Genomic DNA, 25,162 nt, shown 5'->3' with positions numbered 1-25,162 from the left:
ATGCTCGCCTACGGACAGCCCTGCCTCGACGAGTCCGACGCCGCCGCGGTCGCCGACGCCGTCCGCACCGGATGGCTGACCGCCGGACCGACCGTCCGTCGGTTCGAAGCCGCACTCGGTGCCCGCCTCGGCGGAGTCGGCTGCGTCAGCGTCAGCTCCGGCACCGCCGCGCTGCACACCGCGTACGCCGCCGTCGGCCTGCGCCCCGGCGACGAGGTGATCACCACGCCGCTGACCTTCGTGGCGACGGCGGCCACCGCCGCGCTGCACGGCGCCCGGGTGGTCTTCGCCGACGTGGAGGAGACCACCGGCAACCTCGACCCGGCCGCCGTCGCGGCGGCGGTGACGTCGCGGACCCGGGTGGTCACCGCCGTCGACTACGCCGGCCACCCCGCCGAGTACGAACAGCTGCGCAAGGTGTCCGCCGAGGCGGGGGCGGTCCTCGTCGACGACGCCGCGCACGCGATCGGGTCGACGTACCGGGGGGTGCCGGTCGGCGCGTTGGCCGACCTGACGACCTTCTCGTTCTACCCGACCAAGAATCTCACCACGGGGGAGGGCGGCGCGGTGACCGGCACCGACCCGGAGCTGCTGGACCGGGTACGCCGGTTCGCCAGCCACGGCATGGTGCGCGACCCGCAGCGGCTGCGTGCACCCGACGAGGGTGGCTGGCACCAGGAGGTGCACAGTTTCGGGCTGAACTACCGACTCTCCGACGTGCTGTGCGGGCTCGGGCTCAACCAGCTGGCCCGTCTGCCGCGGTTCACGGCCCGCCGGGCACGGCTGGCGGGCCGCTACGGGCAGCTGCTCGCCGACCTGCCGGGGCTGCGGCTGCCCGAGCAGCGGCCCTGGGTCGAGCCGGTCTGGCACCTCTACCCGGTGCGGGTCCGCGACGGCCGCCGCCGCGAGGTCTACGACCGGATGCGGGCGGCCGGCATCGGCGTACAGGTCAACTATCTGCCGGTGTACCGGCATCCGGTCTTCGCCGACCTCGGCTATCGGCGCGGCGAGTGCCCGACGGCGGAGGCGTACTACGCCGAGGAGTTGTCGCTGCCGATCCACCCGGAGCTGTCCGACCCCGACCAGGACCGGGTGGTCGACGCGTTGCGGACCATCCTGGGCTGAATCCGGGAGCCGGGCCACGGTCAGGGTACGCGCCGGTCAGGGTCCGCGTCCGGCGGCGGGTCAGCGGTCGGTCACCGCGAAATCCTGACTTCCCAGTACGGCGAGCAGCCGGATCTTGTCCTCGGCCGCGCTGCCCGGCCGGGGCGTGAGCACCAGCAACGCCTGCGCCTGGTCCTCGGTGAACAGCGCCTGGCAGTCCACCTCGATGTCGCCGACCTCTGGATGTACCAGGGTCTTGTGGTCGGCGAACCGGCGGGCGACCTCGTGCCGTTCCCAGAGCTCACGGAACTCGTCCGAGACGGCCGACAGAGCCCGCACCAGCTCGCCGGCCCGCGAGCGCGGGCCGGCCGCGCCGTACGCCACCCGCAGCGAAGCGACCAGGCTGCGAGCCTGCCGGTCGTGGTGGTCGGGCGGATACACCATCCGGGTCGCCGGGTCGGTGAACCACCGGTAGACGTCGCTGCGGGCCAGCCCGGTCCGTGCCGCCGGGTCACCGAAAATCGACACCGCCAGACGGTTCGCCACCAGCGTCTCGCCGAGCGACGACAGGATCAGCGCCGGGGTGTCCGCCATCCGGTCCAGCACCCGCAGCAGCGCCGGCGCGACGTGGCTGTCCTCAGGGGTACGCCGAGGCACGTTGTGTCCAGCCAGCCGGTACAGGTGGTCCCGTTCGTCAGCGGTCAACCGCAACGTACGGGCCAGCGCGGCGAGCATCTGCTCCGACGGCTGCGGCCCACGGCGCTGCTCGATCCGTACGTAGTAGTCGGCCGACATCCCGGTCAGTGCCGCGACCTCCTCGCGGCGCAGCCCCGGAGTACGCCGTCGCGCACCGGCCGTCAGCCCGACATCGGCTGGGCGCAGCGCCTCGCGGCGGCGGCGGAGAAAATCGGCCAGGCCAGCTCGGTCCATGCCTGCCATCCTGCGGTCCGGACGGCCGGCTCAGCCAGGGATCGGCGGTCCCCCGATCACCGGGTCGCTGTCACCCGCGTCGCGCAGCGACCAGAGTCGGTGGCATGAACATCTCCGGAAACACCGTCTTCGTGCCGGGAGCCACCTCTGGGATCGGCCTGGCCCTGGCCCGGCGGCTGCAGGCCGCCGGCAACACCGTCGTCGTCGGCGGGCGGCGCGGCGACCTGCTCGACCAACTCGCCACCGACCACGGGTTCGGCACCGTACGCATCGACGTCACCGACCCGGCATCGATCGTGACGGCGACCGCGTCCGTCGTCGAGCGCTACCCGGAACTGAACGTCCTGATCGCCATGGCCGGCGTCATGCGGGCCGAGGACTGGACCGCCCCCGGGTTCCTCGCCGACTCAGAGGAGATCGTCACCGCCAACCTCCTCGGCCCGATCCGGCTGATCGCTGCCCTCACCGGGCACCTGCAGACCCGGCCCGACGCCACGATCATGACGGTCTCGTCCGGCCTGGCGCATGTCCCGCTGCGGGTAACGCCCACCTACAACGCCACCAAGGCCGCGATCCACCGGCTCAGCGAGACCCTGCGCCTGCAGTTGGCGCCGGTCGGCGTACAGGTGATCGAGCTCGTGCCACCCGCCGTACGGACCGCGCTGATGCCGGGGCACGAGACCTCGGAGGCGGCGATGCCGCTCGACGAGTTCGCCGACGAGGTGATGGACCTGATCAAGGCCGATCCGCAGGCCCGCGAGATTCTGGTCGAACGGGTGAAGTTCCTCCGGTACGCCGAGGTACGCGGCGACTACGACCAGGTCGTGGCAACGCTCAACGCCACCGACCCGCACGCCCGCTGAACCAGCCCGTCAGAAAGGAAACCTCATGCCGTACGCCAACCTGAAGATCCCCGCCGACACACTCACCCCGCAATCAAAGAAGCGACTGCAGGACGCGGTCACCGACGCGTTCGTAACCGTGTACGGCGAACGGGCCCGGCCGAACACCCTGGTCATCGTCGAGGAGATCGCCGACGACGGCTGGAGCCTGGGCGGCACCATCCTCAACGCGGAGCTCCTCGGCCGCAGCTGACCGACTTGGTCGCATGCGTCGAGGGCCGGACCCCGGGTACGGGGTCCGGCCCTCGACGTTGGCTGTGTCTGTGTCTACTTCCAGGTCAGCTGTTCCAGTGCTGGGCGACGAGCTCGGCGGCCTGGGTCTCCCACTGGGCGTAGTGGAACGGGTACGCCGACACCTGCACCGCCTGGGCGGCCTCGGTCAGCGGCATGTCCTGCCAGCCGTCGACGGCCTTGAGGCCGTTGAGGAACGCGGTGGTCGAGTACTCCACGTCGGTGATCTGCTCCACCGTGCCCCAGCCCGACGACGGCCGCTGCTGGAACAGGCCCTGCGAGTCGTGGTCGTTACGGTCACCCAGGTGGCCGAGGTTCTCCAGTTTCGATTCCTGCAGGGCGGTGGCGATCGCGACGACGGCGGCACGCTCGTCCATGCCGTTCTTCTTGGTGGCGGCGATGATGCCCTTGACGTTGTCGGTCTGCTCGCCGGACAGGGTGATCCGGGACTGCTCGCCCTGCACGCCGTGCGGGATCAGCGTGCTCGAGTCGACGCCGCTGCCGCTGTCGCTGGCCGCGGCCGCCGAGGCGGGTGCGGCCAGAGCGGTGGGGGCGTGGTCGGCGGCCAGGGCGGGGGCGGCGATCGCCCCGCCGGCGAGGGTGAGACCGGCGATGCCCAGGGCGGTGTTGCGCAGGCTGGTGGCCAGGGTACGGCTGATGATCGTGGCCATAAGGGGGGTCCACCTTCCGTTTTCCGAGGGGGCACACCCGTCACCCGGCCCCTGGAACGGGCGGGTGGTGTGTGGGGTGTGCGGTAAACGGTCATCCGGGTGGTACGGGGACGCGGCGGTGGCTTCTCGCCCGCTCGGGGGCTGGCCTTCCGTGCGTCGCGACCATGTACAACGACGCGGGCCGGCCGGCCATTCCCCGGCCCCACCGGGCCAGGGCCCGCCCAACTGACCGGAGCCCATAGCGACTGACAGCCGACACGTCAGTCACGGCAGGTGACGAGACGCGAACGGGACACCACGCCGGGCGATATTCCTCAGAGGAATAATCATTCCTCTGAGGAATACTGCTCTACCGCAGTACCGGTCGGCCCAGGGCCGCCAGGCGCAGGGGCGGGCCGGAGGCTGCCTGCTGCGCGTGGTGAGCCGGTTACAACGACCGGGCAGACCGGATCATTCCAGCCGGGTCCGGGAGTCCGTCACTGACGACTGCCCTCGGCGCGGTGCCGCCGGAACCAGTAGGTGCCCAGCGTTGCCCATGCGACCAGAAGCAGCGTTGTGCTGACCCATCGGCTCGGCGTGCGCCACCGTACGGGCGTGATCTCAGTGAGGTCCGCCAGGCCGGTAAGTACGTAGAGGCTCACACAGATGATCCCGGTGGCCACTAACCGTGGGTGTCGCACCGTCTGCCCGAACAGCCGGATCGGGGACGTGTGACGGCTGCGAACGATCAACCAGACCGCGCATCCGATCAGGCCGACGGCGGCACCGGTAAGCAGGATGTCGGCAGCTGTCACGCTGGCCCCGTGGATCGGCACGGGTATCACGGTAGCGGTACCGAACCTCTGCCGGCTCGGTCCGGGAGTGGGTACCGGTCGTAGACCGCCGCTGACCTGCGGCGGAGCAACTGGAGCGGGCGACGAGAATCGAACTCGCGTAATCAGTTTGGAAGATCGCCCACCCTGGGCGTGATCTTGCTGGTGGCCCTGGTCACGGTGCCGGTGGTGGTGTCCGCTCATGCCCGCTGGTGACCGTCAGCGGCACCGGTTTATGGCACGCGGATGGCACGGCGGCCAGGGCGCGGCCGGCCGACGTCGTACGGGTTCCCGCCCCGGCCTTCGGGCCGGGGCGGCTCGCCGTGCCGGCGGCTCTCCGCGACCTCAACCACGTTGATCGGTGGCAAGCCGCGAAGCGGCGCGGCAGCCGATCGCCCCATCCTCGACGTCGGCCGACCACCCCCGCGATCGTCACGGCAGTGACCTCGGCCGGTCCCAGGGGAGGTGTCATGGGTTCGGGTGGGCCTGGCGGGCGTCGTAGCTGCGCGTATATGGCTGGGAGAGAACGACCGCCGTCCCTTACCGTGGAACCCATGGGACGTCGTCAGGACCGGATCCGACGTGAACTTGGGTCGTTCATGAGGGCGTACGGTCGTGTGGCGGCAGGGAACGGTAGCGATCCGAACGACCGCCAGTACAGCCGCAAGCTCGAAGCGGAGATCAAGCGGATGAGGCCGGAAGAGCTCGATCGTCTGCTCCGAGACGAGGACGATGGTGGCCCTGGTGACGACTGACATTTGATTCTTGACCGCCCGCGTCGGCCGATGCCGGCCGGAGGCCGCCAGCAGGCCGAGCGCCTGCGGGCGGCGCGCCGCGCTTGCGCGGCGCCTTGATCCAGAAGAGAACGTCTCGGCAGTGGTGAGGCAAAGCCAGTGAGACGCTGAGACGTAAGGTGGCACGCAACAGAGGTTTGATCCGAATTGGGCCGATGTAGCCGTCTTTCCGAGCGTCGGGAATCCGACAGGATACTAGACACTGGGGTGCGGTGGTTGAATCATCCTCAGGATGACCACACCCTAGCCTGTGGGAGGCTTCATGGAAGCGGAGATCGCGGGCCTGGTAGCTGCCGGTGCCAGTGCGATTGTGGGCGCGATGGCTACTGATGGTTGGCAGGTGGTCAAGCAACGTCTGGCGCGCCTATTCTCCCGGTCCCAGCCTCAGGCATACAATGCAGTTCTCGTTGATTTCGAGGAAACGCGGCGGGATCTACTGAATGCCCCCACTCATGAACGAGTCCGCATTGCCTCAATTCATGAAGGAGAGTGGCGGGCTCGTATCAGGATGCTGCTTGTTGCAGATCAAGACGCAGTGAGAGAATTTCGCAAAGTACTTGAAGAAATTGATTCCGTGAGTGTTGGAATAAGTGCTGACGGTGCTACCTTTTCTGCAAATGCCTATGACAATGGGCGAGTTTATCAGCAGGGTTCTGGTATCCAATACAATGGCTAGTTGCGATTGAAAGACCGACGCCACCTCATGAAACACGAAGTGTCGGGACATGCATCTGATCACGGCCGCGTCTTCCAGCAAGGCGATGGCTTTCAGTATAATGTAGAGCGTGCATACTTTGGGGCGCATGGAGAGCTTCTCCCTTTCCTCCCTTGGGTTTCCAATGTCGCAGCCTGGCCTGTTGTTCGAGATTGTGACCCGCTACAACTTGGTGTTCATCGATCCTCGATAGAGGGGGGAAATGCTGTACCAAGGTATGTTGGCCGCGACGTTGATCAGGAACTCGTCGATGCCATTTTAGAGGCTGCTCGACGCGGCGGTTTTATCTTGATCGTCGGCGACTCCACTGCGGGTAAGTCGCGTGCGGCGTATGAAGCAATGCTGCGGACGGTCCCAGAATATCGAGTATTTATCCCGGACAATGGGCCTGACCTTCGGGCTGGGATAGTTGCTCTTTTTGCGGCTGGTGAAAAATGTGTCTTATGGCTGGATGATGTTGAACGTTATTTCGGGGTTGACGGACTAACGCCTGGGCTCCTTTCTCAACTCCGAACGCGAAGGGTCGTCGTTGTTGCGACAATGAGAACCGAGCGCTACCAGCGATTCTCGAGATCTCTTTCACGTTCTGATGGTGGAGACGATGAGCATCGGAAAACCTTAGCGGCCACGGAGCACATTCTAAACCAGGCGATCCCAATCTTGGTCCCGCGACTGTGGACGCGTGACGAATTATCTCGAGCCGCTGAATCTGACGATCAGCGGATTGCCGATGCTCTTGGATATGCTGAAACCTATGGCCTAGCAGAATACATGGCTGCCGGGCCGAAGCTGTATCGCGAGTGGCGGCAGGCATGGGGGGTTGGAGCAAACCCCAGGGGTGCTGCTCTAGTTGCTGCTGCGGTTGATTGCACTCGCGTTGGCCTCACTGGCCCGGTGCCGGTTCGCCTCCTTGAGGCTGTGCATCATGTGTACCTTGAACAGGCAGGCGGGGCGCTTCTCCGCCCTGAGTCGATCGAAGCGGGAGTGGAGTGGGCGCAAAGTCGTAGATATGGCGTAACCAGTCTATTGTTGCCGGGAAAGCTGCAAGATTCGTACCGGGTGTTTGACTACCTTCCGGACGCCTATGCCAGATCTACTGATTATCGGCCTGTCCCGGGTCATACCTGGGATACGGCTATTCAGTTCTTTCAGGGTGATATGGGAAGTTTGTACTCGATCGCTATAGCTGCTGAGAATGAGCACCAAGACTCGGTTGCAGAATCGGTGTGGCGTGATCTGGCGCAGGTTGGAGACGGGGACGCGGCCGAAGCTCTGGGGCGCTTGATGTGGCGGACTGGCAGACGCTCAGAGTCCATTCAATGGCTCGAAATCGCCGTCGAGCAAAAGAGCGTACAGGCGGCTTTCAGGCTTGGTTGGATCTATGAAAAAGAGAACGATCTCCCTAACGCGGAGCTCTGGTTTACAAAGGCTTCTGAACTTGGGCACGCCCATTCTATGCTGCATCTTGCCCAGTTGTTTTCCAAGGTCGGCCGGCTGGGTGAGGCGGAGCGGTGGGGCCGGCGCGCAGCGGCGGAGAACGAGCTGCAAGCGACGGCGACGTTGGGGCATATTCTTGCTAGTTCTGGCAAGCTTGATGACGCCCTTACCCTCCTCTCTCAGGCAGGCGACGAGGGTGACGGTGACGCCTTGGTGAGTCTGGGTGTTGTCTTGAGTGATCAGAGCAGGCAAGAAGAAGCCGAAGAGGCATGGCATCGGGCATTCTCCCTAGGGTCGAGGTTCGCTGCCGGCAACTTGGCTTTGCTCTACGCAAGGCAGAAGAAGGTGAGGGAGGCTGAGCAGTGGTATCGCAAGGCCATCGAACTGAAGCTCCCAGAGTCGGAGCGGAGATTCGGCATCTTCTTAATGGAACGTGGTCGGAATACGGAGGCCGAGAAAACTCTTCTGGCTGCCGCTGCGGACGAGGATGTGCAGGCGTTTTATTTTCTCGGTATTCTGTATAATAGACTTGGGCGTCGTGAGCAAGCTATTTCCTGGCTTGAGAGGGCGGTCCTCGCCGAAGTGGAAGGTTCTCATGGTCTACTTGCGGCGACCTTAGAGGCACAAGGTCGAGAGGATGAGGCTGAGGAGCTCTATCGCGAGGGCAGCCGTAGGGGCGATCGCAAAGCTAGCTATAACCTCGGACTCAGGTTGGCGTTGGCTGAGCGATTCGATGAGGCTGAGGAGTATTTGCGACTTGCTGGCGAAGGAGCTACCGATGAGGCTGCGCTGGCGAATTGTGAATTGGGACGCCTCTTATTTCGCTCCGCTCGTATCCACGAGGCTGGGGAAGCTTTGCGATGCTCTTTGGAAGCGGGACATACTCATGCCGGCTGCATGCTCGCTGAGGTGTACCTTGTCCAAGGTAAGTTGGCGGATGCTGAGATCGCGTGGAGGACTGCCTACGCCGGAGGTGAACATGTGCATGCGGCTCAGCGCTTAGCGTCCTACTACCTTAAAATCGGAAAGCCTGATCTGGCTTCCCTGTGGCTGGGTCGTTCTCGTGGTTTTAGGGGGAGGAAGGGCGGTAAGAATCTGCGTGTCGGAAAAGGGAAGCGCAAGCCGGGGGGTAGGCGCTGAGTCTGTGTCAATGGCAATTAATCGTTTAGGGGTTATGCTTCCTGTGTGTGACGGGAACCGGCTCTTTGGAAATCAGATACCCATGGTCGACAGTCTTTCGGCGGCGGCATGGATCGCCTGTTGGGGTCCTGGGCGGCTGGGGAGCCAGACTGTGGATGCGGGCCGGATGGTGGCGGCCATGGCGGCGAGTTGGTCTGGCGTGGTGGGGTGGGGTAGCGCGTCGAGCTGCGCACAGGCGTCTACGGTCGTGCGGTAGCGGTGTTGGTTGGTGGGGGTGTCTTGCCAGTGTGGGGAGTTGCGCCATTCGTGGACGCGGGTGAGGAGCTCGGCGGCTGCGGCGCGGATGGCGGCGGCGTGGGTGGCGAGGCGTTCGGGGTCCGGGTGCGTCTCCGGGGTGGGGTCGTCTCGCATGCCGTGATGGTACCGGCGCGGGGACTGCGAGTGATCTTGCGTCCGCTGGTCCTGGTCCTGCCGCCGTTCAGTGTTACGGCTGCTCTGCCTGCGGTGTCCACTCTGGGGCGAGGATGGAGTAGAGCAGGGAATCTCGCCATGCGCCGTTGGTGTGGACGTGGTCGCGGAGGCGGCCTTCGTACGTCATCCCAAGCCGCTTCACGACGGTGATGGAGGCGGCGTTGTCGGGGCCGATCGCGGCGGTGATCCGGTGTAACCCGAGTGGCCCGAAGCCGTAGGCGATGAGGGTGCGGGCGGTGTCGGTGGCGTAGCCGTGGCCCCAGTGGTCGGCGTGGATGGCGTACCCGAGTTTCGCGGCCTGCACGCCGCTGAGCCCGAGGCGGCCGAACCCGATCATCCGGTCCTGCTTGTCGACGACGGCTAGGTAGTACTCGGTGCGTGGCTGGTGCTGAGCTCGGCTGATCGCGCCGTCGATCATCGCGGCGGTCTGGTCCTGGTCGCGGGCGTCGAAGGACAGCCAGCGGGTGACGCGTTCGTCTCCGACGATGCCGACCGCGTCGGGGATGTCGCTGGTGCGGAAGTCGCGTAGGTCGACGAGTCTGCCGGTGAGGTGGATCGGGTCCATGCCGCTGATGGTGCCTTACCGGGGCAGGGCGTTGGCGGGGGTGTGCGTGAAGTGTTCGATGCCGTCGACCAGGTCGCGGGCCTCGGTGGCGTATCCGGAGCGGGTGATGGCCTGGTGCACGCGGCGGACGGAGTGAATGATGCCGTTGATGCGCTGCTCGGCGGGCAACTCGAGCACGGGGGCGATGGCGTCGGCGGCGGCGTCCAGGTCCCGGCCGGCGACGCGGGCAATCGCGAGGTCGGCGTGGCTGCCGGCCTGGTCGCCGAAGGCCCATGCGGGGTCGTGGGGGTCGGCGTAGGCGGCGACGGCCTGGGCGGCGTACTCCTCGGCGGTGGCGGATTCCTCGGGTAGCCAGGCGAGGGCGTCGGCGGCGTAGTAGAGGGTGCGCGGGTGGGAGAAGGTGCAGATGCCGCCCATCTCGTCCATCTCGTCGGGTTGGACGCGTGTCCACGCTTGTTCGGCTTCGGTGATGGCAGCCTTGGCCTGTTCGGCGTTGCCGAGGGCGGCGTACGCGCGGGCGGCGCTGATGGGGAGCCATACGGAGGTGGTGCCGCCGGTCTGCTGGGCGTAGTGGCTGCCGGTGTTGGCGTAGCGGACGGCTTCGGCGTAGCGGCCGGCCCAGTAGGCGACCAACGATTGGAGGCCGCGGAGCCAGGCTTGCAGTCCGGGGTGTCCGGCCTGGTCGGCGCAGAGCACGGCGGTGCGGGCTTGCAGCATCGCTGAGTGTGGGTCGGCGAGGTCGTGGGAGACCTTGGCGAGTAGACCGCTGGTGATGCCGGCGAGGAAGTGCAGGTCCCGCGATTGCGCGGGGGGTTGGCGGCGTTCCAAGAGCGTGAACAGGGTGTCCTGTGTTTCGGTGAGGTCGCCGATGATGTGGCTGACGGGCTGCTGCGGGTAGGCCAGGGCGAGGCGTTGCACGTCCTCGGCGAGGCTGGTGATGGCGGCGGGGGTGGTGGCTTCGGCGGCGAGCAGGGCGTAGCGGCGGGCGCGTTCGGCGGCCATGGCGAGCAGGTTCCTTTCAGTTCCGGTGCCGGACAGCAGCGGCTGAGGGGTGGTCGGGGTGCGCTGCGCGGGCGGTACGGGGTGGTTGCCGGTCCAGGGGCGTTGGAGTTCGTCGACGGGGCGGCCGAACATGGCCTGTAGGGCGCGACGGGTGGCGGGGTTGGCGCCGGTGAGGTCGCGTTCGCCTCTGGCGAGGCGGGCGAGGTGACGGGCGCTGATCACGGCGTGTGGGTCGTGGCGGGTGAACTCGTCGGCGAGTTCTTCGTAGGTGCGGTCGCTGTGCTGGATGAGGTACTCCAGCACGGTTCGGGGTTCGCGCCGTGGTGGTGCCATCCGGTGTGCCTTCCTGGACGGTGGGGCTCTGCTGTCAAGGCTGGTCCGGTTGATGTCCGGACGGCAAGACAGGTCCTGATCCGGTCCTGTTGAGGTCCGTCTGATGTGCCGGGCCGGGTCCTCGATCTGTCCTGTTAGACCGGTACACGATTCTTGTCGTGAACCGGCTACGGATTGCTACGCCTGATGACGTGAGGCTATCTCGGACGGGAGCGGGTGCGGTCTGCCCGACCGGCGGCGGGCTGTTGATCGCGCCTCGGCTGGTCGGTGTCGGCGCGGCGGCGTTCGCCGGGGGCCGGGTCCCGATCGTGCGCTGCCACTCCGACGCGGGCATACCGGACCCTGCGCCGTCCGGGTCGGCCGGCTCGGGGTGTCCGGCGTGTGAAGGGCGGGGCTGGAAGCTGGCTTCTCCGCGTCGGGCGCTGCGGGCTCCGGGCGATCCGCACCGGTTGCAGCGGCGGACCTGTCCGGACTGCGGCGGGCAGGGAACGACCGGCGGCGGCACACCTGGGAGCGCGTCGGCCACCAGGTGACTCAGACAGGGCGCCGGGCCGGGTGCCGGGTAGGTGGTTCCTTGCCCGACCGGCAGAACGACACGGGCTGCCGGGGACTGCTGATCCCCGCCCGGCTCGGCGCCCATCCAATCCAACCGGGGGGAGACGGGTCGATGGTGGATCCGGAGGTCGGGGACGTGGTGCACATCGCCGGGCGGGCATCGGTGCAGTTCGCCGGTAGCCGGGCGGTGATCCTGCGGGTGACGGCGGTGTGCCGGAAACCGACGTACGAGGGCTGGTGCTGGCTGACGGGGTACGTCCTGGACCGGCACGGCGACGCGGTCGAGCGGCGTGAGGTGTTCGTCCAGCGGGACGGGCTGCGCCTGCTGTCCGGCCGGCGACCGGCGAAACAGGCGAGGAGACCGGCGGCGGGACCGCCACCGGTGGTGGCGAGGATGGAGGCAAACCGTGGCGTTCGATATCCGGGTCAAGCTCGGCGACACGATCCGGCTGCAACCGACGGACCGGTACCGGCCGGCGGACGGCCCGGTCGCGATGCGGCTGACCGGCGTACGGCTGATCACGAACCGGCCGGAGAATGACGAGTGGATCTGGCTGGAAGGGGTCAAGCTCAACGGTGACGGCTCGTGGGGTGATCACGCGTTGGTGATGGCGCGGGCTTCCCTGCTGGCACCTGAGCCGCGCTGACCGATGGTGCGACCGGCGTCCGTCCGTGACCAGCTCCGGGCGGCGCAACTCCTGCTTGACCGGCACCCCGGACCTGACCGTGATGGTCGGTGTCCGGGGTGCGGCGTGTCGGGCTGCGACCGGCGGCGGACCGCGCTGCGGGTGTTCGGCCGGCACGGGCACCTGCCGCGACGATGGCCGAACGGCCGGACGTGAGGCACCCGGCGGTGATGGACAGATCATCGCCTACCTGGATAGCCTCTTGACAAGCTGAGTTGTCGTCTTGGGGGTGGGTTGGGTGCCGATCGAAGTCGCGCAACCCAAGTACGTGGTGATCGTCAACTCGATGCAGCAGCGCATCGGCGACGGCACCTACCCACCCGGCGCGATGCTCCCGAGTGAAACCGAGCTGATTCGGGAGTTCGGCGCGTCCCGGCCGGTCGTCGTGCGGGCGCTGGACCTGCTGCGTCAGGACGGGTGGATCGAGTCCCGTCAGGGCAAGGGTCGGTTCGTCATCGGTCGTCCCGGTGGCCCGTCGACAAGAGCGGCCCGTGAGCGGTACGCCGTACTCGACCAGCCGGAACCGGCCGGCTCGACCGTCCTGGCGGCTGAGGTCATCCCCGCGCCACCACGGGCGGCCTCCGCACTCGACATCGAACCGGGAACGCCGGTCGTCGCGCGGCGTCGACTGGTCACGGTCGACGACCTAGGGCCGGTGGAGCTGGCCACCGCGTACCTTCCCGTTGATCTCGCTGCGGGTACGGACGTGGGCGGAACGGCTCCGCTGTCCGATGGGCTGCTGCGGCACCTGACGGCCCGCAAGGGCGTCAAGCTCGATCACGTCGCCGAACGAATCTCGGCCCGGCTGCCCCGCGACGACGAAGCATCCCTGCTGAAGGTCAACCCGACCGATCCCGTGGTAACGGCCCTGCTGTCCATCTGCGACCGTACGGCAACCCCACTGCTCGCGGTCGACGTGCTGTTTCCCGCTTCCCGTCACGACCTGGAAGACGTCTACCCGCTCGACTGACCACAGTCGAGCGTGAGACGTCGCGCTCACTGGATCACTTGACAAGTCGAGTTGATGGGAGCTACCTTCGATCTACTTAACAAGTCAACTTGCCGGCTTGTTGGGTTGGTCTCTCTTCCCCTCGGAGGTATCTGCTGTGGTTCCTGCGTCGATCAAGGTCCCGGTCCCGTTCGAGTACGTGTTCCCCGCCGGTGCGCTGTTCCTGGGCGTTGATGCTCAGGTCGACTTCGACCGGCGTGGGGAGGCGGACAACCAGGCGCGGGACAAGGAGACCGGTGAGCGGGTCTGGGTGGTCCGGGTGCTGGATCTGGACGCTGAGGCGGGCAAGTTCGGTCGGTCCACTGAGGTCAAGGTGAAGATCGTTGCCGGGCAGCGTCCGGTGCCGCCGTCGTCGACGGTGCCGGGGTATCCGCCGGCGGTGGAGTTCGACGGTCTGACCCTGACCCCGTACGTGGATTCGCACCGGTGTCGGGCGTCGGGTCAGTGCCGGGCGCGGATGGCGTACTCCTTGCGGGCCACCGGCATGCAGCCGGCCTCGGCCCACGCTCCCGCCGCTGCCTGACCGCTCCATCTCGCACGCGGGGCGGGCCGTTTCCCCGCCAAGAGTCCCGGCCCGTCCCGCGCTCCCAACCCTTCAACCCCTCGTGAAAGGGGGCCGGGCTGTGACGCCCATGCTAATGAATCTCGACCCGGACACACCGCGCCGCCGTGAGGTCTGGCGGCACTGCGAGATCTGCGACGAGCTGGCCGCGATGCCGCCGCTCGTGTTCATCTGCGACGCCTGCGCGCTCGTCGTCTTCCTCGACCAGCCGGCGGGCGGTGACGACCGTGGCTGACGGAACGCGGTCGTTCGCCGCTGAGCTGGCAGCGTTGCTCAACTGTCGGCCGACCTGGCAGGCGTCCGCTGAGGAGCGGGCTGCCTGGTACGACCGGAAAGCGGACCTGTTCAACCGGGCTGCCGCCGAGACGTCCTCGCCGGATGTCGCCGGTGAGGCGTCCGACCTGGCCGAGATCGCCCGTGAACAGGCCAACCGCATCCGGCGGGGGTGGTCGGCGTGAGGTGGCGTCGTCGTCTGCTCGCTGGTGTGTTGTGGTCCTGGCTGGCGGTGGCCCGCCGGGTCGTGGGGCTGCGGGATCTGCCGGCGTTGGTGGATGAGATCCGGTGTCCGCGTTGTGGGCGGTGGGTGCGTCCACGTCGGTTCGATCTGCTGCACATGGCGTGCCGTACCTGTATGGCGACGCTGGGTCGTCCGGTCCGCTGGTCGGGGCGGTGACGACGTCATGCCGTTGATCAACATCATTCCGGGGGAGAAGGTCCCGGTCGCGCCGATGAACGTGCGGCTGCCGTCGTGGCGGATGCCGGGCTGGCTGCTCCTGTTGTGGTGGCTGGCCCGTGGCCTGGTCCGGCTGTCGGTGTTGGCGGTCCGCTACTGGTGGATCTCCGGCCCGACCATGGCGGTGGCGTGGGTGTATGCGGAGTGGGGGCCGCTGGTCCTGGCCGCCGTCGTCGCCGGCCTGGTCGCCTCGTGTGCGGTGTGGTGGCGGTTGCATCCGGGGTCGTGGTGGCGGTTCGGCTGGTACCCGGTCGTCGGGCGGTGGCGTCGGTTGTGGGTGTACCGGCGTCGTTGGGTCGCGGTCACCGCCACGTGCGGGTTGGCGGTGATCTTCGACGGGGTCCGGTACGTGCCCCGTCTGGTCCGGGTCGTGTCGGACCGATTCGGGGACACGGTTACGGTGCGGATGCTGCCGGGTCAGGTGCCGGATGACTGGGCGCGTAACGCGGACCGGTTGGCGCACGGCTTCCACCAACGCGAAGCACGGGCATCCGCCTGTGTGCGGCCGGATCTGGTGGCGGTGCGGTTCACCCGCCGGGATCCCCTCGCCGGGGTGGTGGAGCCGCTGCCGGTCCCGGCCGAACCCGACCTTGCCGCCCTCCCTCTCGGCGTTCAGGAGGGCGGGGAGCCGTATCGGCTGCGGCTGGCCGGATCGCATGTGCTGGTGACGGGGGCGACGAACTCCGGCAAGGGCTCGGTGATCTGGTCGCTGATCTCCGCGTTGGCCGGCGGTGTCCGTTCCGGGCTGGTGGAGCTGTGGGTGTTCGACCCGAAGGGCGGCATGGAGCTGGCGGCGGGGCTGCCGTTGTTCGCCCGGTTCTGCTACCAGGACCCGGACACCATGGCCGGTGTCCTGGAAGAGGCCGTGAAACGGATGCGGGTGCGTGCGGACCGGCTGCGCGGGGTGACCCGTCAGCACACGCCGAGTCGGGATGAGCCGTTGATCGTCGTGGTCGTCGACGAGTTGGCGGCGTTGACCGCCTATCTGACGGACCGCAAGGTCCGCGACCGCATCAAAGAGGCCCTGGGTTTGCTGTTGTCGCAGGGCCGGGCGGTGGGTGTGCACGTGGTGGCGGCGTTGCAGGACCCGCGTAAGGACGTGCTGCCGTTTAGGGATCTGTTCCCGACTCGGATCGCGTTGCGGATGACCGAGCCGGAGCAGGCTGACATGGTCCTCGGCGACGGTGCCCGCGATCGGGGTGCGGTGTGTGACCGGGTTCCGGAGACGCTGCCGGGGGTCGGCTACGTCGTCCTCGACGGTGTCAGGGAACCCGTCCGGGTCCGGTTCGCCTACCTGTCCGACGACGACATTCGCGGCCTGGGCCGGATCTACCAGCACCTCGACGACACCGACACCGGTGGCGACGTGCCGGGGGTGGTGGCGTGATGGCGTCGACCAGCGGGCCGACCCGCGCGGAGCGGGCGGAAGGCGTGCTGTTGGTGCTGATCCTGCTCGTCGTCGGCAGCCTGGCGGGGGCGGCGTCGTTCACCCACGTCCACGACTGGACGATGGACAACTCCCCGGCGGGTACGGGGGAGTGGTTCGGCTGGGCCAACGCCGCGATCTCCGAACTGATCCCCCTCGCTGCGTTGTTGACGATCCGGCGGCGGCGTCGTACGGGTGGACCGGTCGGCTATCCGATGTTCCTGCTCGTCTGCGCGGTCTGCCTGTCCCTTGCCGCACAACTCGCTGTCGCCAAACCGGGTATCTCGGGCTGGTTGCTGTCGGCGGTGCCGGCGTTGGCGTTCCTGGGCCTGTCGAAGCTCGTCCTGTCCACCAAACCCACCACCCCCGCCCCGGTCCCGGCCGGTGTTGACCAGCCGGACAACCAGCGGCCGGCGGCTGCCGTTGTCCAGCCGGGCCATCCCTCGGCTGCTGCTGTCGACCAGGTCGACACCGACCACGCTGCCCCGGTACGGCCGCAACCGGCGGTGCCCGTTCGGACCGCTGTTGTGCCGGTCGCGGCGGGTGTCTTCCCCACCCGTAACGGTGCCCCGGCTGGTCAGGTGCTGTCGTGACCGGCCGGCGGATGCTCCTCGGGTCGTGGCGGTCGTACGTGTTTCAGGTCGCGGGGATCGCTTGCGCCAATCGTGGCGAAGTTCTTCCGGGCATCGAGCAGGCTCAGCCCTCGGTTGGGGCCGCCGCGTACCCGAGCCGCGTCGTGTTCGTCCTGGCCGTCGTCCTCCCAGAAGCACACCGGACAGATCTCGTAGCTACCACGCTCAGCCAACGTCAGGTAGCCACAGCACGGACACGCGTGCGGGCCGTGCTCTGGACCTCGGAACACGTTGACGAACGGTCCCTGATCAGTCGTCATGCCCGGCAGCGTGCCATGCCGGTCTCCCGATCGGAGTCCGACCGATGACCCTTCCAACCCCTGACATCGAGGCGCAACCGCGTCCGGGGTCGCGGGCCGCCCGGATGCGTCAACCCCTCGCGAAGGACGCGCTGCGGCAGTTGGCGGAGCAGCATCAGGTGTGCGTGCGGCCGGTGGTGCTGCGCCGCACCGACACCGTGACCGGCCGAACCGATGTCGTCGAAGTGCCCTGCGGGGCGACCCTCGCCGCGAAGTGCAAGCCGTGCGCGGAACGCGGCCGACGGCTACGTATCCAGCAGATCCGGGAGGGCTGGCACCTGGCCGACGAACCGGCCGTGCGGCCAGACAAGCCGGGTGAGGACGTGCTGTCGCTGGTCCGGCTGCGGGCGCACCTCGAGTTCGAGCGTCACGCGCTGGCGTACGAACCGATGGACCCGGACGCGCGGGCGGCGCAGGTCGCCGACCTCGATGCGGCGATCGTCGAGGTTGATGAGGCGTTGGCGGAATCGAACCTGCGCGGCCGGTTGACCCCGGTCGAGCGGGATGAGCGGCCTCGGCGTCGCCGGTCGACCCGCCGACGCCAGGACACCCCGGACCTGCCCCGGCTGCCCGTCGACCCGCGAACGGTCGGCCGGGCCTACACCGGCCGGCAGGGTAAAACGTATCGGCCGTCGATGCTGCTCACGCTCACCCTCGACAGTCACGGCCCGGTGCACTCGCACTTTCGGCGCGGCGGCTACGTGGTGCCGTGCGAGTGCGGGCAACGCCACCAACCACATGATCCGTTGCTGAGCACGCCGGTGGATCCGGACAGCTACGACTACCGGCGTGCCGCGCTGGACTCGATCCACTTCGCCCGCGTGCTGGACCGGTGGTGGCAGAACCTGCGCCGGGCGGCGGGCTGGAACGTCCAGTACGCCGGGGCCGTCGAGCTGCAACGCCGACTCGCCCCACACGCGCACTTCGCGATTCGAGGGACGCTGCCCCGCAAGCTGTTGAAGCAGATCGCCGCCGCGACCTACCACCAGGTGTGGTGGCCACGCTTCGACCAGCCCGTCTACCGGGTCGACACACCACCGCTGTGGGATACCGACCGGCAGGCGTACGTCGACCCCAAAACCCGCCAGCCGCTACCCACCTGGGGTGAAGCGCTCGACGAGTTGGAGGAACCCGGCACCCCACCCGCGTACGTCGCCCGGCTGGGTCGGATCGACGCACGCGGCATCGACCAGGGCACCAAAGACGCGGAACGCTCCATCCGCTACGTCACGAAGTACGTCACCAAGGACCTGACCGACCAGGCCCGGCCACGCTCCGACCCACAGAAGGCGCACTTCGACCGGCTCCACGCCGAACTCTCCGTCCTGCCGTGCTCGCCGACCTGCGCCAACTGGCTGCTCTACGGCGTCCAACCCGACAAGGCCAAACCCGGCCTCACCCCCGGCCGCTGCACCGGCAAGGTCCACCAACGAGCGACCCTCGGCTTCACCGGCCGGCGGGTGCTCGTCTCCCGGCAATGGTCCGGCAAGACCCTGGCCGACCACCGCGCCGACAACCGGGCATGGGTCCGCGCCATCCTCGCCCGGAACCTCGCCGACACCGACGACCAGGCCACCACCGACAACAACGACGGCGGCCAGTCGAACGGCCAGTCGGACGGGCAGGTCGACAACCCGGACCGCTACCGGTTCGAACTCGCCCGACCCGACGACCCCGACGTCCCACCCCTGCAACACCGCATCCTGCGCGCCGTCTCCGAACGGATCCGCTGGCGCACCACGCTCACCAACGCCCGACAACGCGCCTCCGGCGCTGTCTCGGCAACACCTCGACCCCTGACCCTCGCAGCCTGATCGTGAACGGGAGGACATGGATGGCAGACGGGCTGTTGACCCCCGATGAGGTCGCCGCTCGCCTCCGGGCAACGCCGCGATTCGTGCGTCGGTTGGTCGCTGACCGCCGGATTGAGTACGTGAAGGTGGGCCGCCTGGTCCGCTTCGAGGAATCTGCGGTGGCCGCGTACGTCGAACGGAACCGGATCGCGCCGCTGACCCGCGCGAACCTGCGTCACTACCTGGGTGAGGTGGCCTGATGGCGAACAAGCCTGGCCGGCGTCGGTTCGGCAGCATCCGCAAGTTGCCGTCCGGGCGGTACCAGGCCCGGTACTTCGGCCCGGACGGCGTCGAGCGGAAGGCGCCCGACACGTTCCCGACCGAGCCGCAGGCGGCGAAGTGGCTGACCGTCGTCGAGTCGGAGATCATCCGTGGCGAGTGGAACGCGCCGGAAGCGGGTCAGATCACCCTCAGCGAGTACGGCTCGCGCTGGATCGCGCAACGTCGACTCCAGCCGCGTACCCGGGAGAACTACGAGGATCTGTTCCGGCTGTACGTCCGGCCGTACCTCGGCGCTCTCGTACTCGGCACGATCAAGCCAGCGACCATCCGGGACTGGCGTGCCCGGCTGCTCGGCAACGGGGTCTCCGAGCCGCAAGCGGTCAAGGCGTACTCACTGCTGCGGGCCGTGCTCAACACGGCGATGAAGGAAGACGAGCTGATCCGGCAGAACCCCTGCCGTATCCCCGGCTATGACCGCTATCACACGCCTGAGCGGCCGGTGGCGACCGTCGCCCAGGTCGTCGCGCTCGCGGAAGCGATGCCGGCCCGGTTCTCGGCGTTGATCATCGTCGCCGCGTTCTCGGGGCTGCGTTGGGGCGAGCTGGCCGCGTTGCGCCGGTGCGACGTCGACACCGACGCGGGCACGATCCGCGTACCGCGCAAGCTCGCCGTGCTGCGTAGCGGCGGGTTGGTGTTCGGCCCGCCGAAGTCGCAAGCCGGCAACCGGGTCGTGGCGCTGCCGGCGGCTGCCCGGTCGGCGCTCGTCGACCACCTGGCCGCGTTCGTCGACGACGACCCGGAAGCGCTGGTGTTCACCGGCGACAAGGGCGCGGTGCTGCGTTCCGGCAACTTCCGCCGCGCGGTCCGGTGGTCGGCGGCACTGGCGGCGGCCGGCCTGCCGGCCGACTTCCACTTTCACGACCTGCGGCACACCGGCAACAACCTGGCGGCGGCGACGGGTGCGAGCACCCGTGACCTGATGTCCCGGATGGGGCACGCCAGCATGCGGGCGGCACTGATCTACCAGCACGCCAACAGCGAGCGGGATCGGGAGATCGCGGCCGGCATGGATCGGGTGATCACCGCCGGGCTCCCGCGTTCCGCTGGCCGTGAGGAGAGCACTCCGGACGGCACGGCTGACGGCCCGGCCGGGGCTAATGGCACGCGGATGGCACGCAAGATCGACAAGGGCTGACCGGGGGAGTGGTCACCGGCCAGAGAAACCGCCGCTGACCTGCGGCGGAGCGTCTGGAGCGGGCGACGAGAATCGAACTCGCGTAATCAGTTTGGAAGACTGAGGCTCTACCATTGAGCTACGCCCGCGTACACCCCGGCAGGCGGGGTGCAAGGTCCAGCGTACAAGTTCTCCCCGGCTCGCCGCACGGGGGTGTCGCCGGCAGGCGTTGCGGTGGCCGATCGGCGCCGGCGTCCCACCCGGCGGATACCGGGCAGCGTGGTGGTTTGCCGACGGCATAGACTGATCGTCGCCACGGGGTGTGGCGCAGCTTGGTAGCGCACTCGCTTTGGGAGCGAGGGGCCGTGGGTTCAAATCCCGCCACCCCGACTGTCAGCCGCCGGCACGGGTGCCGGGTGCGGGTAGTCCGGCATGTCGGCATGCCTACACTCGATGGGCTGCGCCATGCCACGCGCCGGGGCGGCTCGCCCCGGGCAGCGCCCGGAGCCGACAGTGATGACCGGACAAGACTGACATGCATCAAGGAGTACGCCTGTGAAGAGCACCGTCGAGACCTTGAGCCCGACTCGGGTCCGGCTCGCCATCGAGGTGCCGTTCGTCGAGCTCGAACCGAGCCTGCGGAAGGCGTACCGGGAGATCGCCCAGCAGGTCACCATCCCCGGCTTCCGCAAGGGAAAGGTGCCCGCTGCGGTCATCGACCAGCGGGTCGGTAGGGGCACCGTGCTGAACGAGGCGGTACAGGAGGCGATCCCGCAGAACATCCTGGCTGCCATCCGCGAGCACGAGGTCAAGACCCTCGGCCGGCCGGCGGTGGAGATCACCGACTTCACCGATGGCGAGGCGCTGAAGTTCACCGCCGAGGTGGACGTACGTCCGCAGCTGACCCTGCCGGACCTGAGCACGATCGAGGTCACCGTCGACGAGCTGCAGATCGACGACAGCGAGATCGAGGACCAGGTCGGCAACCTGCGGGAGCGGTTCGCCACGTTGAAGACCGTGGAGCGCCCGGCGCAGGAGGGCGACTACGTTCAGATCGACCTGGCCGCGACGGTCGACGGCGAAGAGGTGCCGGGCGGTTCGGCCACCAACCTGTCGCACGAGGTCGGCAGCAAGCAGCTGCTGCCGGGCTTGGACGAGGTGCTCGTCGGTATGTCCGCCGGCGCGGCCACCAGCTTCGTCACCCAGCTCGTGGGGGGCGACTTCGCCGGCCGTGACGCGGACGTCGCGGTGACCGTGCGTACGGTCAAGGAGAAGCAGCTGCCGGAGCTGGACGACGCGTTCGCCCAGATGGCCAGCGAGTTCGACACCATTGAGGAGCTGCGCGGCGACCTGCGTCAGCGGGTCGAGCGGGTCAAGCGGGTCGAGCAGATCTACGCCGCCCGGGACAAGGCGCTCGACCAGCTGGTCGAGGCGGCCGAGGTCCCGGCACCGGACGGCGTGGTCAGCGAGGAGGTCGAGCACCGTAAGCAGGCGATGACCGACCAGCTGGAGCGCATCGGCGCCTCCTGGGAGGACTATCTGGCCTCCGAGGAGAAGTCCGAAGCTGACATCGACGCCGAGCTGACCGAGGCGGCCGGCAAGGCGGTGAAGATCCAGCTGCTGCTGGACACCCTCGCCGACGCCGAGGACGTGCAGGTCTCCGACGACGAGTTCGGTCACGAGATCGTGCACCGGGCCCAGCGGGCTGGGATGGCACCGCAGCAGTACTACGACCAGCTGGCCCGCTCCGGCGCGGCCGGCGCGGTCTACGGCGACGTCCGCCGGGGCAAGGCGCTCGGCCTGGTGATGGAGCGGATCACGATGAAGGACTCCGCCGGCAACCCGATCAGCATGGACGCGATCCGGGAGGCCAACGAGGCAGAGCACGACCACGGGCACGACCACTGACGGTGACCCCCTTGCTGTCACCCGGTACATCGGTACCGGGTGACAGCTGTCTGGTGGTCGGCCCCGGTGCTGACGACCTGTGCCGGTATTCCCTGCGACGGCGTGTCGCCGCACCCCCTGCGCTGTAAGCGAACAGCACCCTGAGAACGGCGCCCGGCCCGTTCGGAACGGTTAATGTCGGGCCTAACGACGCACGGAGAGCGAAGGGCTGCCATGACCGATCTGCACATCCCAGCTATGCCCATCCGGGTGAGCGAGGCCCGCGGCGGTGACTCACTCAGTGGCAACCTCGACGACACGGTCTTCAACCGGCTGCTCAAGGAGCGGATCATCTTCCTCGGCAGCGAGGTGACCGACCAGGTGGCGAACCGCATCTGCGCCCAGCTGCTGCTGCTGGCGGCGGAGGACCCGGAGCGGGACATCAACCTCTACATCAACTCGCCGGGCGGGTCGGTCTACTCGGGCATGGCGATCTACGACACCATGCAGTACATCACCAACGATGTCGCGACCATCGCGATGGGCATGGCCGCGTCCATGGGTCAGTTGCTGCTCTGCGCGGGCGCGCCGGGCAAGCGGTACGCCCTGCCGCACGCGCGGATCATGATGCACCAGCCGTCCGGCGGGATGGGTGGGACGGCGTCGGACATCGCCATCCAGGCGGAGCAGATGCTCTACACCAAGCGGATGTTCCAGGAGCGGGTGGCGTTCCACACCGGCCAGGACGCGGAGCAGATCGAGGCGGACTCGGACCGTGACCGGTGGTTCACCGCCGCCGAGGCGCTCGACTACGGTTTCATCGACCGGGTGATCACAGGAGCCACGCAGGTCCCGACCGGCGCCGGCACCCGCAACTGAGGAAGGCGACGATGACTGACTTGACCATGCCGCCCGGGTTCGCGCCGGTGCACAACCGGTACGTCCTGCCGTCGTTCGTTGAGCGCACCTCGTACGGGATCAAGGAGTCGAACCCGTACAACAAGCTCTTCGAGGACCGGATCATCTTCCTCGGCGTTCAGGTGGACGACGCGTCGGCCAACGACGTGATGGCCCAGCTGCTGACCCTGGAGGGCACCGACCCGGACCGGGACATCATCATGTACATCAACTCGCCGGGCGGGTCGTTCACCGCGATGACGGCGATCTACGACACGATGCAGTACGTCCGGCCGGACATCATGACGGTCTGCCTGGGGCAGGCGGCGAGCGCCGCCGCGGTGCTGCTCGCTGCGGGTACACCGGGCAAGCGGATGGCGCTGCCGAACTCGCGGATCATCATCCACCAGCCGGCGACCGAGGGTGGGTACGGGCAGGGCTCGGACATCGAGATCCAGGCCCGGGAGATCCTGCGGATGCGGACCCAGCTGGAGGAGATGCTCTCCCGGCACTGCAACCGGCCGGTCGATCTGGTCCGCAAAGACATCGACCGTGACAAGATCATGACGGCGGAGGAATCCCGCGAGTACGGGCTGGTCGACACCATCCTGACCAGCCGCAAGAAGGGTCTGCTGGCCGCCAGCGCAGCCAGCTGACGACGTACGGTCAGTGGTCGGCCGGTCGGTGAGTAGACTGGCCGACCTCTGACACACCCGATTTTGGGGGTCGGAGTTTGCCCCGCCAGCGGGTAACGTCGAGATGCACCGTCTGACGGGGTTGACCGGCGGCAGGTGTTCGACACTGACGAGGCAGACCCGTCCAAGGCCAGGGCCGGCGCGACCGGCCGAGAGCGCAGGGAGAACGTAGGTGGCACGGATCGGCGACGGCGGCGACCTACTCAAGTGCTCCTTCTGCGGTAAGTCGCAGAAGCAGGTCAAGAAGCTCATCGCGGGCCCAGGGGTCTACATCTGCGACGAGTGCATCGACCTCTGTAACGAGATCATCGAGGAGGAGTTGGCCGAGTCCGGCGAGGTGAAGTGGGAAGAGCTTCCCAAGCCGATGGAGATCTGCCAGTTCCTCGACTCGTACGTGGTCGGCCAGGACCACGCGAAGAAGGCTCTCGCGGTCGCGGTCTACAACCACTACAAGCGCATCCAGGCAGACGCCGCCGGCGCGCCGGGTGCCAACGACGCCGTCGAGGTCGCCAAGTCCAACATCCTGCTGATCGGCCCGACCGGGTGCGGCAAGACCCACTTGGCGCAGACGCTGGCCCGGATGCTCAACGTGCCGTTCGCCATCGCGGACGCAACGGCTCTCACCGAGGCCGGCTACGTCGGCGAGGACGTCGAGAACATCCTGCTCAAGCTGATCCAGGCGGCCGACTACGACATCAAACGGGCCGAGACCGGGATCATCTACATCGACGAGGTCGACAAGATCGCCCGCAAGTCGGAGAACCCGTCGATCACCCGGGACGTCTCCGGTGAAGGTGTCCAGCAAGCACTGTTGAAGATCCTCGAGGGGACGGTCGCCAACGTTCCGCCGCAGGGCGGGCGTAAGCACCCTCATCAGGAGTTCATCCAGATCGACACCACAAACGTGCTGTTCATCTGCGGCGGTGCCTTCGCCGGGCTGGATCGGATCATCGAGTCGCGGACGGGACAGGGCGGCACCGGCTTCGGTGCTCGGCTGAGGGCCGTGTCCGAACGCTCCACTGACGACATCCTGACCCAGGTCATGCCTGAGGACATGCTCAAGTTCGGGCTGATCCCGGAGTTCATCGGCCGACTTCCGGTGATCACGAATGTCCGGAGTCTCGACCGGGAGGCTCTGGTCAGCATCCTGACTCAGCCGCGCAACGCGCTCGTGCGTCAGTACCAGCGCCTGTTCGAGCTGGACAACGTCGAGTTGGAGTTCGATCCTGGTGCGTTGGAGGCGATCGCCGACCAGGCGATGTTGCGCGGCACCGGAGCCCGTGGGCTGCGCGCGATCATGGAGGAGGTGCTGCTCTCCGTGATGTACGAGGTGCCCAGCAACCCGGACGCCGCCCGGGTGCTCATCACCCGCGAGGCCGTTCTGGAGAACGTCAACCCGACCATCGTGCCGCGTGAGTTCACTGG

Annotated in this window: 27 protein-coding genes and 3 tRNA genes (1 of these 30 running past the window's edge); 21 read left to right on the top strand and 9 right to left on the bottom strand. The window is 67.8% G+C overall.

All coding sequences use genetic code 11. The features are described 5' to 3' along the window. On the top strand, nucleotides 1–1,125 hold the full coding sequence (locus O7623_RS12055) for a DegT/DnrJ/EryC1/StrS family aminotransferase (protein WP_282228697.1): 1,125 nt from the start codon (nucleotides 1–3) through the stop codon (nucleotides 1,123–1,125). Nucleotides 1,126–1,185: 60 nt separating this feature from the next. Here the strand turns inward: O7623_RS12055 and O7623_RS12050 are convergent, their stop codons facing one another. After that, nucleotides 1,186–2,034 carry a helix-turn-helix transcriptional regulator gene (locus O7623_RS12050; protein WP_282228696.1) on the bottom strand — a complete coding sequence of 283 codons (849 nt, stop codon included), beginning with the start codon at nucleotides 2,032–2,034 and terminating at the stop codon, nucleotides 1,186–1,188. A gap of 104 nt (nucleotides 2,035–2,138) precedes the next feature. Between O7623_RS12050 and O7623_RS12045 the strand changes: the two genes are divergently transcribed. Continuing rightward, nucleotides 2,139–2,897 carry an SDR family NAD(P)-dependent oxidoreductase gene (locus tag O7623_RS12045; RefSeq protein ID WP_282228695.1) on the top strand — a complete coding sequence of 253 codons (759 nt, stop codon included), beginning with the start codon at nucleotides 2,139–2,141 and terminating at the stop codon, nucleotides 2,895–2,897. A gap of 25 nt (nucleotides 2,898–2,922) precedes the next feature. Further along, the gene (locus tag O7623_RS12040) at nucleotides 2,923–3,129 is read left to right on the top strand and encodes a tautomerase family protein (RefSeq protein ID WP_282228694.1); all 207 of its coding nucleotides are present in this window, start codon (nucleotides 2,923–2,925) and stop codon (nucleotides 3,127–3,129) included. Nucleotides 3,130–3,214: 85 nt separating this feature from the next. Here the strand turns inward: O7623_RS12040 and O7623_RS12035 are convergent, their stop codons facing one another. From O7623_RS12035 to O7623_RS12025, 3 genes are all read right to left on the bottom strand, one after another. Then, nucleotides 3,215–3,814, bottom strand: coding sequence for a hypothetical protein (locus tag O7623_RS12035; RefSeq protein WP_282229391.1), 600 nt, complete (start codon nucleotides 3,812–3,814; stop codon nucleotides 3,215–3,217). A 500-nt stretch (nucleotides 3,815–4,314) separates the two neighbouring features. After that, a complete protein-coding gene (locus tag O7623_RS12030) occupies nucleotides 4,315–4,653 on the bottom strand; it encodes a hypothetical protein (RefSeq protein WP_282228693.1) in 339 nt (112 codons plus the stop codon). A gap of 90 nt (nucleotides 4,654–4,743) precedes the next feature. Then, nucleotides 4,744–4,860: transfer RNA gene (locus tag O7623_RS12025), tRNA-Ser, on the bottom strand. 344 nt (nucleotides 4,861–5,204) lie between these two features. Between O7623_RS12025 and O7623_RS12020 the strand changes: the two genes are divergently transcribed. From O7623_RS12020 to O7623_RS12010, 3 genes are all read left to right on the top strand, one after another. Then, the gene (locus O7623_RS12020) at nucleotides 5,205–5,405 is read left to right on the top strand and encodes a hypothetical protein (protein ID WP_282228692.1); all 201 of its coding nucleotides are present in this window, start codon (nucleotides 5,205–5,207) and stop codon (nucleotides 5,403–5,405) included. Between the two features lie 301 nt (nucleotides 5,406–5,706). After that, complete coding sequence (locus tag O7623_RS12015; protein WP_282228691.1) at nucleotides 5,707–6,120, top strand: hypothetical protein; 414 nt, start codon at nucleotides 5,707–5,709, stop codon at nucleotides 6,118–6,120. Next, nucleotides 6,121–8,736 carry a tetratricopeptide repeat protein gene (locus tag O7623_RS12010; RefSeq protein WP_282228690.1) on the top strand — a complete coding sequence of 872 codons (2,616 nt, stop codon included), beginning with the start codon at nucleotides 6,121–6,123 and terminating at the stop codon, nucleotides 8,734–8,736. Between the two features lie 72 nt (nucleotides 8,737–8,808). Here the strand turns inward: O7623_RS12010 and O7623_RS12005 are convergent, their stop codons facing one another. The 3 genes from O7623_RS12005 to O7623_RS11995 all read right to left on the bottom strand — a co-directional run bounded on the left by O7623_RS12005 (nucleotide 8,809) and on the right by O7623_RS11995 (nucleotide 11,107). Beyond that, nucleotides 8,809–9,147, bottom strand: coding sequence for a hypothetical protein (locus O7623_RS12005; protein ID WP_282228689.1), 339 nt, complete (start codon nucleotides 9,145–9,147; stop codon nucleotides 8,809–8,811). Between the two features lie 73 nt (nucleotides 9,148–9,220). Continuing rightward, a complete protein-coding gene (locus tag O7623_RS12000; protein ID WP_282228688.1) occupies nucleotides 9,221–9,772 on the bottom strand; it encodes a GNAT family protein in 552 nt (183 codons plus the stop codon). A gap of 15 nt (nucleotides 9,773–9,787) precedes the next feature. Continuing rightward, nucleotides 9,788–11,107 (bottom strand): hypothetical protein, encoded by a 1,320-nt coding sequence (locus O7623_RS11995; protein ID WP_282228687.1) that lies wholly within the window; start codon nucleotides 11,105–11,107, stop codon nucleotides 9,788–9,790. Between the two features lie 962 nt (nucleotides 11,108–12,069). Here O7623_RS11995 and O7623_RS11990 point away from each other — a divergent pair. The 7 genes from O7623_RS11990 to O7623_RS11960 all read left to right on the top strand — a co-directional run bounded on the left by O7623_RS11990 (nucleotide 12,070) and on the right by O7623_RS11960 (nucleotide 16,671). Further along, the gene (locus tag O7623_RS11990) at nucleotides 12,070–12,309 is read left to right on the top strand and encodes a hypothetical protein (RefSeq protein ID WP_282228686.1); all 240 of its coding nucleotides are present in this window, start codon (nucleotides 12,070–12,072) and stop codon (nucleotides 12,307–12,309) included. 277 nt (nucleotides 12,310–12,586) lie between these two features. Further along, nucleotides 12,587–13,318, top strand: a complete 732-nt coding sequence (locus O7623_RS11985; RefSeq protein WP_282228685.1) for a GntR family transcriptional regulator — start codon at nucleotides 12,587–12,589, stop codon at nucleotides 13,316–13,318. A gap of 136 nt (nucleotides 13,319–13,454) precedes the next feature. Then, complete coding sequence (locus tag O7623_RS11980) at nucleotides 13,455–13,880, top strand: hypothetical protein (RefSeq protein ID WP_123603022.1); 426 nt, start codon at nucleotides 13,455–13,457, stop codon at nucleotides 13,878–13,880. 100 nt (nucleotides 13,881–13,980) lie between these two features. Beyond that, the gene (locus tag O7623_RS11975) at nucleotides 13,981–14,154 is read left to right on the top strand and encodes a hypothetical protein (protein WP_282228684.1); all 174 of its coding nucleotides are present in this window, start codon (nucleotides 13,981–13,983) and stop codon (nucleotides 14,152–14,154) included. Continuing rightward, a complete protein-coding gene (locus O7623_RS11970; protein ID WP_282228683.1) occupies nucleotides 14,147–14,377 on the top strand; it encodes a hypothetical protein in 231 nt (76 codons plus the stop codon). Before O7623_RS11975 ends, O7623_RS11970 begins: the two co-directional genes overlap by 8 nt. Before the next feature lie 222 nt (nucleotides 14,378–14,599). Next, nucleotides 14,600–16,039, top strand: a complete 1,440-nt coding sequence (locus tag O7623_RS11965) for an FtsK/SpoIIIE domain-containing protein (RefSeq protein ID WP_282228682.1) — start codon at nucleotides 14,600–14,602, stop codon at nucleotides 16,037–16,039. Continuing rightward, on the top strand, nucleotides 16,039–16,671 hold the full coding sequence (locus O7623_RS11960; protein WP_282228681.1) for a DUF2637 domain-containing protein: 633 nt from the start codon (nucleotides 16,039–16,041) through the stop codon (nucleotides 16,669–16,671). Before O7623_RS11965 ends, O7623_RS11960 begins: the two co-directional genes overlap by 1 nt. Here the strand turns inward: O7623_RS11960 and O7623_RS11955 are convergent. After that, nucleotides 16,656–16,970 carry a CPCC family cysteine-rich protein gene (locus O7623_RS11955; protein WP_282228680.1) on the bottom strand — a complete coding sequence of 105 codons (315 nt, stop codon included), beginning with the start codon at nucleotides 16,968–16,970 and terminating at the stop codon, nucleotides 16,656–16,658. The two genes, O7623_RS11960 and O7623_RS11955, sit on opposite strands and share 16 nt — an antisense overlap. Nucleotides 16,971–17,014: 44 nt before the next feature. Here O7623_RS11955 and O7623_RS11950 point away from each other — a divergent pair, with 44 nt between their 5' ends. Genes O7623_RS11950 through O7623_RS11940 form a run of 3 tightly spaced genes read left to right on the top strand, consistent with a single transcriptional unit; the run spans nucleotide 17,015 to nucleotide 20,279 of the window. After that, nucleotides 17,015–18,823 (top strand): replication initiator, encoded by a 1,809-nt coding sequence (locus O7623_RS11950; protein ID WP_282228679.1) that lies wholly within the window; start codon nucleotides 17,015–17,017, stop codon nucleotides 18,821–18,823. A gap of 20 nt (nucleotides 18,824–18,843) precedes the next feature. Continuing rightward, nucleotides 18,844–19,062 (top strand): helix-turn-helix domain-containing protein, encoded by a 219-nt coding sequence (locus O7623_RS11945; RefSeq protein ID WP_123603018.1) that lies wholly within the window; start codon nucleotides 18,844–18,846, stop codon nucleotides 19,060–19,062. After that, on the top strand, nucleotides 19,062–20,279 hold the full coding sequence (locus tag O7623_RS11940; protein WP_282228678.1) for a site-specific integrase: 1,218 nt from the start codon (nucleotides 19,062–19,064) through the stop codon (nucleotides 20,277–20,279). Before O7623_RS11945 ends, O7623_RS11940 begins: the two co-directional genes overlap by 1 nt. A 54-nt stretch (nucleotides 20,280–20,333) precedes the next feature. Here the strand turns inward: O7623_RS11940 and O7623_RS11935 are convergent. Then, nucleotides 20,334–20,407: transfer RNA gene (locus O7623_RS11935), tRNA-Gly, on the bottom strand. 167 nt (nucleotides 20,408–20,574) lie between these two features. On the opposite strand from O7623_RS11935, the gene O7623_RS11930 reads away from it, so the two are divergent. From O7623_RS11930 to clpX, 5 genes are all read left to right on the top strand, one after another. Continuing rightward, nucleotides 20,575–20,648: transfer RNA gene (locus O7623_RS11930), tRNA-Pro, on the top strand. A gap of 165 nt (nucleotides 20,649–20,813) precedes the next feature. Next, nucleotides 20,814–22,166 (top strand): trigger factor, encoded by a 1,353-nt coding sequence (gene tig, locus O7623_RS11925; protein ID WP_282228677.1) that lies wholly within the window; start codon nucleotides 20,814–20,816, stop codon nucleotides 22,164–22,166. Between the two features lie 213 nt (nucleotides 22,167–22,379). Beyond that, entirely contained in the window at nucleotides 22,380–23,024 is a 645-nt protein-coding gene (locus O7623_RS11920) for an ATP-dependent Clp protease proteolytic subunit (RefSeq protein WP_282228676.1), read from the top strand. Between the two features lie 11 nt (nucleotides 23,025–23,035). Next, complete coding sequence (locus tag O7623_RS11915; protein WP_282228675.1) at nucleotides 23,036–23,698, top strand: ATP-dependent Clp protease proteolytic subunit; 663 nt, start codon at nucleotides 23,036–23,038, stop codon at nucleotides 23,696–23,698. Nucleotides 23,699–23,909: 211 nt separating this feature from the next. Then, a protein-coding gene (clpX, locus tag O7623_RS11910) for an ATP-dependent Clp protease ATP-binding subunit ClpX (protein ID WP_282228674.1) crosses the window boundary here: on the top strand, nucleotides 23,910–25,162 show its 5' portion. Its footprint extends 37 nt past the window's final position; 1,253 of the gene's 1,290 nt are visible here — the first part of the coding sequence; its start codon is at nucleotides 23,910–23,912; its stop codon lies off the right edge, out of view.

Origin of the sequence: Solwaraspora sp. WMMD791 (assembly GCF_029581195.1) — a bacterium.
In the GTDB taxonomy this organism is placed as follows: Bacteria; Actinomycetota; Actinomycetes; order Mycobacteriales; family Micromonosporaceae; genus Micromonospora_E.
The sequence above is the reverse complement of the archived record's forward strand: the minus strand, read 5'-3'. Positions and strand labels throughout refer to the sequence as shown.

What these genes read in the sequence shown, in the direction of transcription:
- O7623_RS12055 (WP_282228697.1), top strand. Translation starts at nt 1, where the DNA reads ATGCTCGCCTACGGACAGCCCTGCCTCGACGAGTCCGACGCCGCCGCG.
- O7623_RS12050 (WP_282228696.1), bottom strand. Translation starts at nt 2,034, where the DNA reads ATGGACCGAGCTGGCCTGGCCGATTTTCTCCGCCGCCGCCGCGAGGCG.
- O7623_RS12045 (WP_282228695.1), top strand. Translation starts at nt 2,139, where the DNA reads ATGAACATCTCCGGAAACACCGTCTTCGTGCCGGGAGCCACCTCTGGG.
- O7623_RS12040 (WP_282228694.1), top strand. Translation starts at nt 2,923, where the DNA reads ATGCCGTACGCCAACCTGAAGATCCCCGCCGACACACTCACCCCGCAA.
- O7623_RS12020 (WP_282228692.1), top strand. Translation starts at nt 5,205, where the DNA reads ATGGGACGTCGTCAGGACCGGATCCGACGTGAACTTGGGTCGTTCATG.
- O7623_RS12015 (WP_282228691.1), top strand. Translation starts at nt 5,707, where the DNA reads ATGGAAGCGGAGATCGCGGGCCTGGTAGCTGCCGGTGCCAGTGCGATT.
- O7623_RS12005 (WP_282228689.1), bottom strand. Translation starts at nt 9,147, where the DNA reads ATGCGAGACGACCCCACCCCGGAGACGCACCCGGACCCCGAACGCCTC.
- O7623_RS12000 (WP_282228688.1), bottom strand. Translation starts at nt 9,772, where the DNA reads ATGGACCCGATCCACCTCACCGGCAGACTCGTCGACCTACGCGACTTC.
- O7623_RS11995 (WP_282228687.1), bottom strand. Translation starts at nt 11,107, where the DNA reads ATGGCACCACCACGGCGCGAACCCCGAACCGTGCTGGAGTACCTCATC.
- O7623_RS11965 (WP_282228682.1), top strand. Translation starts at nt 14,600, where the DNA reads ATGCCGTTGATCAACATCATTCCGGGGGAGAAGGTCCCGGTCGCGCCG.
- O7623_RS11960 (WP_282228681.1), top strand. Translation starts at nt 16,039, where the DNA reads ATGGCGTCGACCAGCGGGCCGACCCGCGCGGAGCGGGCGGAAGGCGTG.
- O7623_RS11955 (WP_282228680.1), bottom strand. Translation starts at nt 16,970, where the DNA reads ATGACGACTGATCAGGGACCGTTCGTCAACGTGTTCCGAGGTCCAGAG.
- O7623_RS11950 (WP_282228679.1), top strand. Translation starts at nt 17,015, where the DNA reads ATGACCCTTCCAACCCCTGACATCGAGGCGCAACCGCGTCCGGGGTCG.
- O7623_RS11945 (WP_123603018.1), top strand. Translation starts at nt 18,844, where the DNA reads ATGGCAGACGGGCTGTTGACCCCCGATGAGGTCGCCGCTCGCCTCCGG.
- O7623_RS11940 (WP_282228678.1), top strand. Translation starts at nt 19,062, where the DNA reads ATGGCGAACAAGCCTGGCCGGCGTCGGTTCGGCAGCATCCGCAAGTTG.
- O7623_RS11920 (WP_282228676.1), top strand. Translation starts at nt 22,380, where the DNA reads ATGACCGATCTGCACATCCCAGCTATGCCCATCCGGGTGAGCGAGGCC.
- O7623_RS11915 (WP_282228675.1), top strand. Translation starts at nt 23,036, where the DNA reads ATGACTGACTTGACCATGCCGCCCGGGTTCGCGCCGGTGCACAACCGG.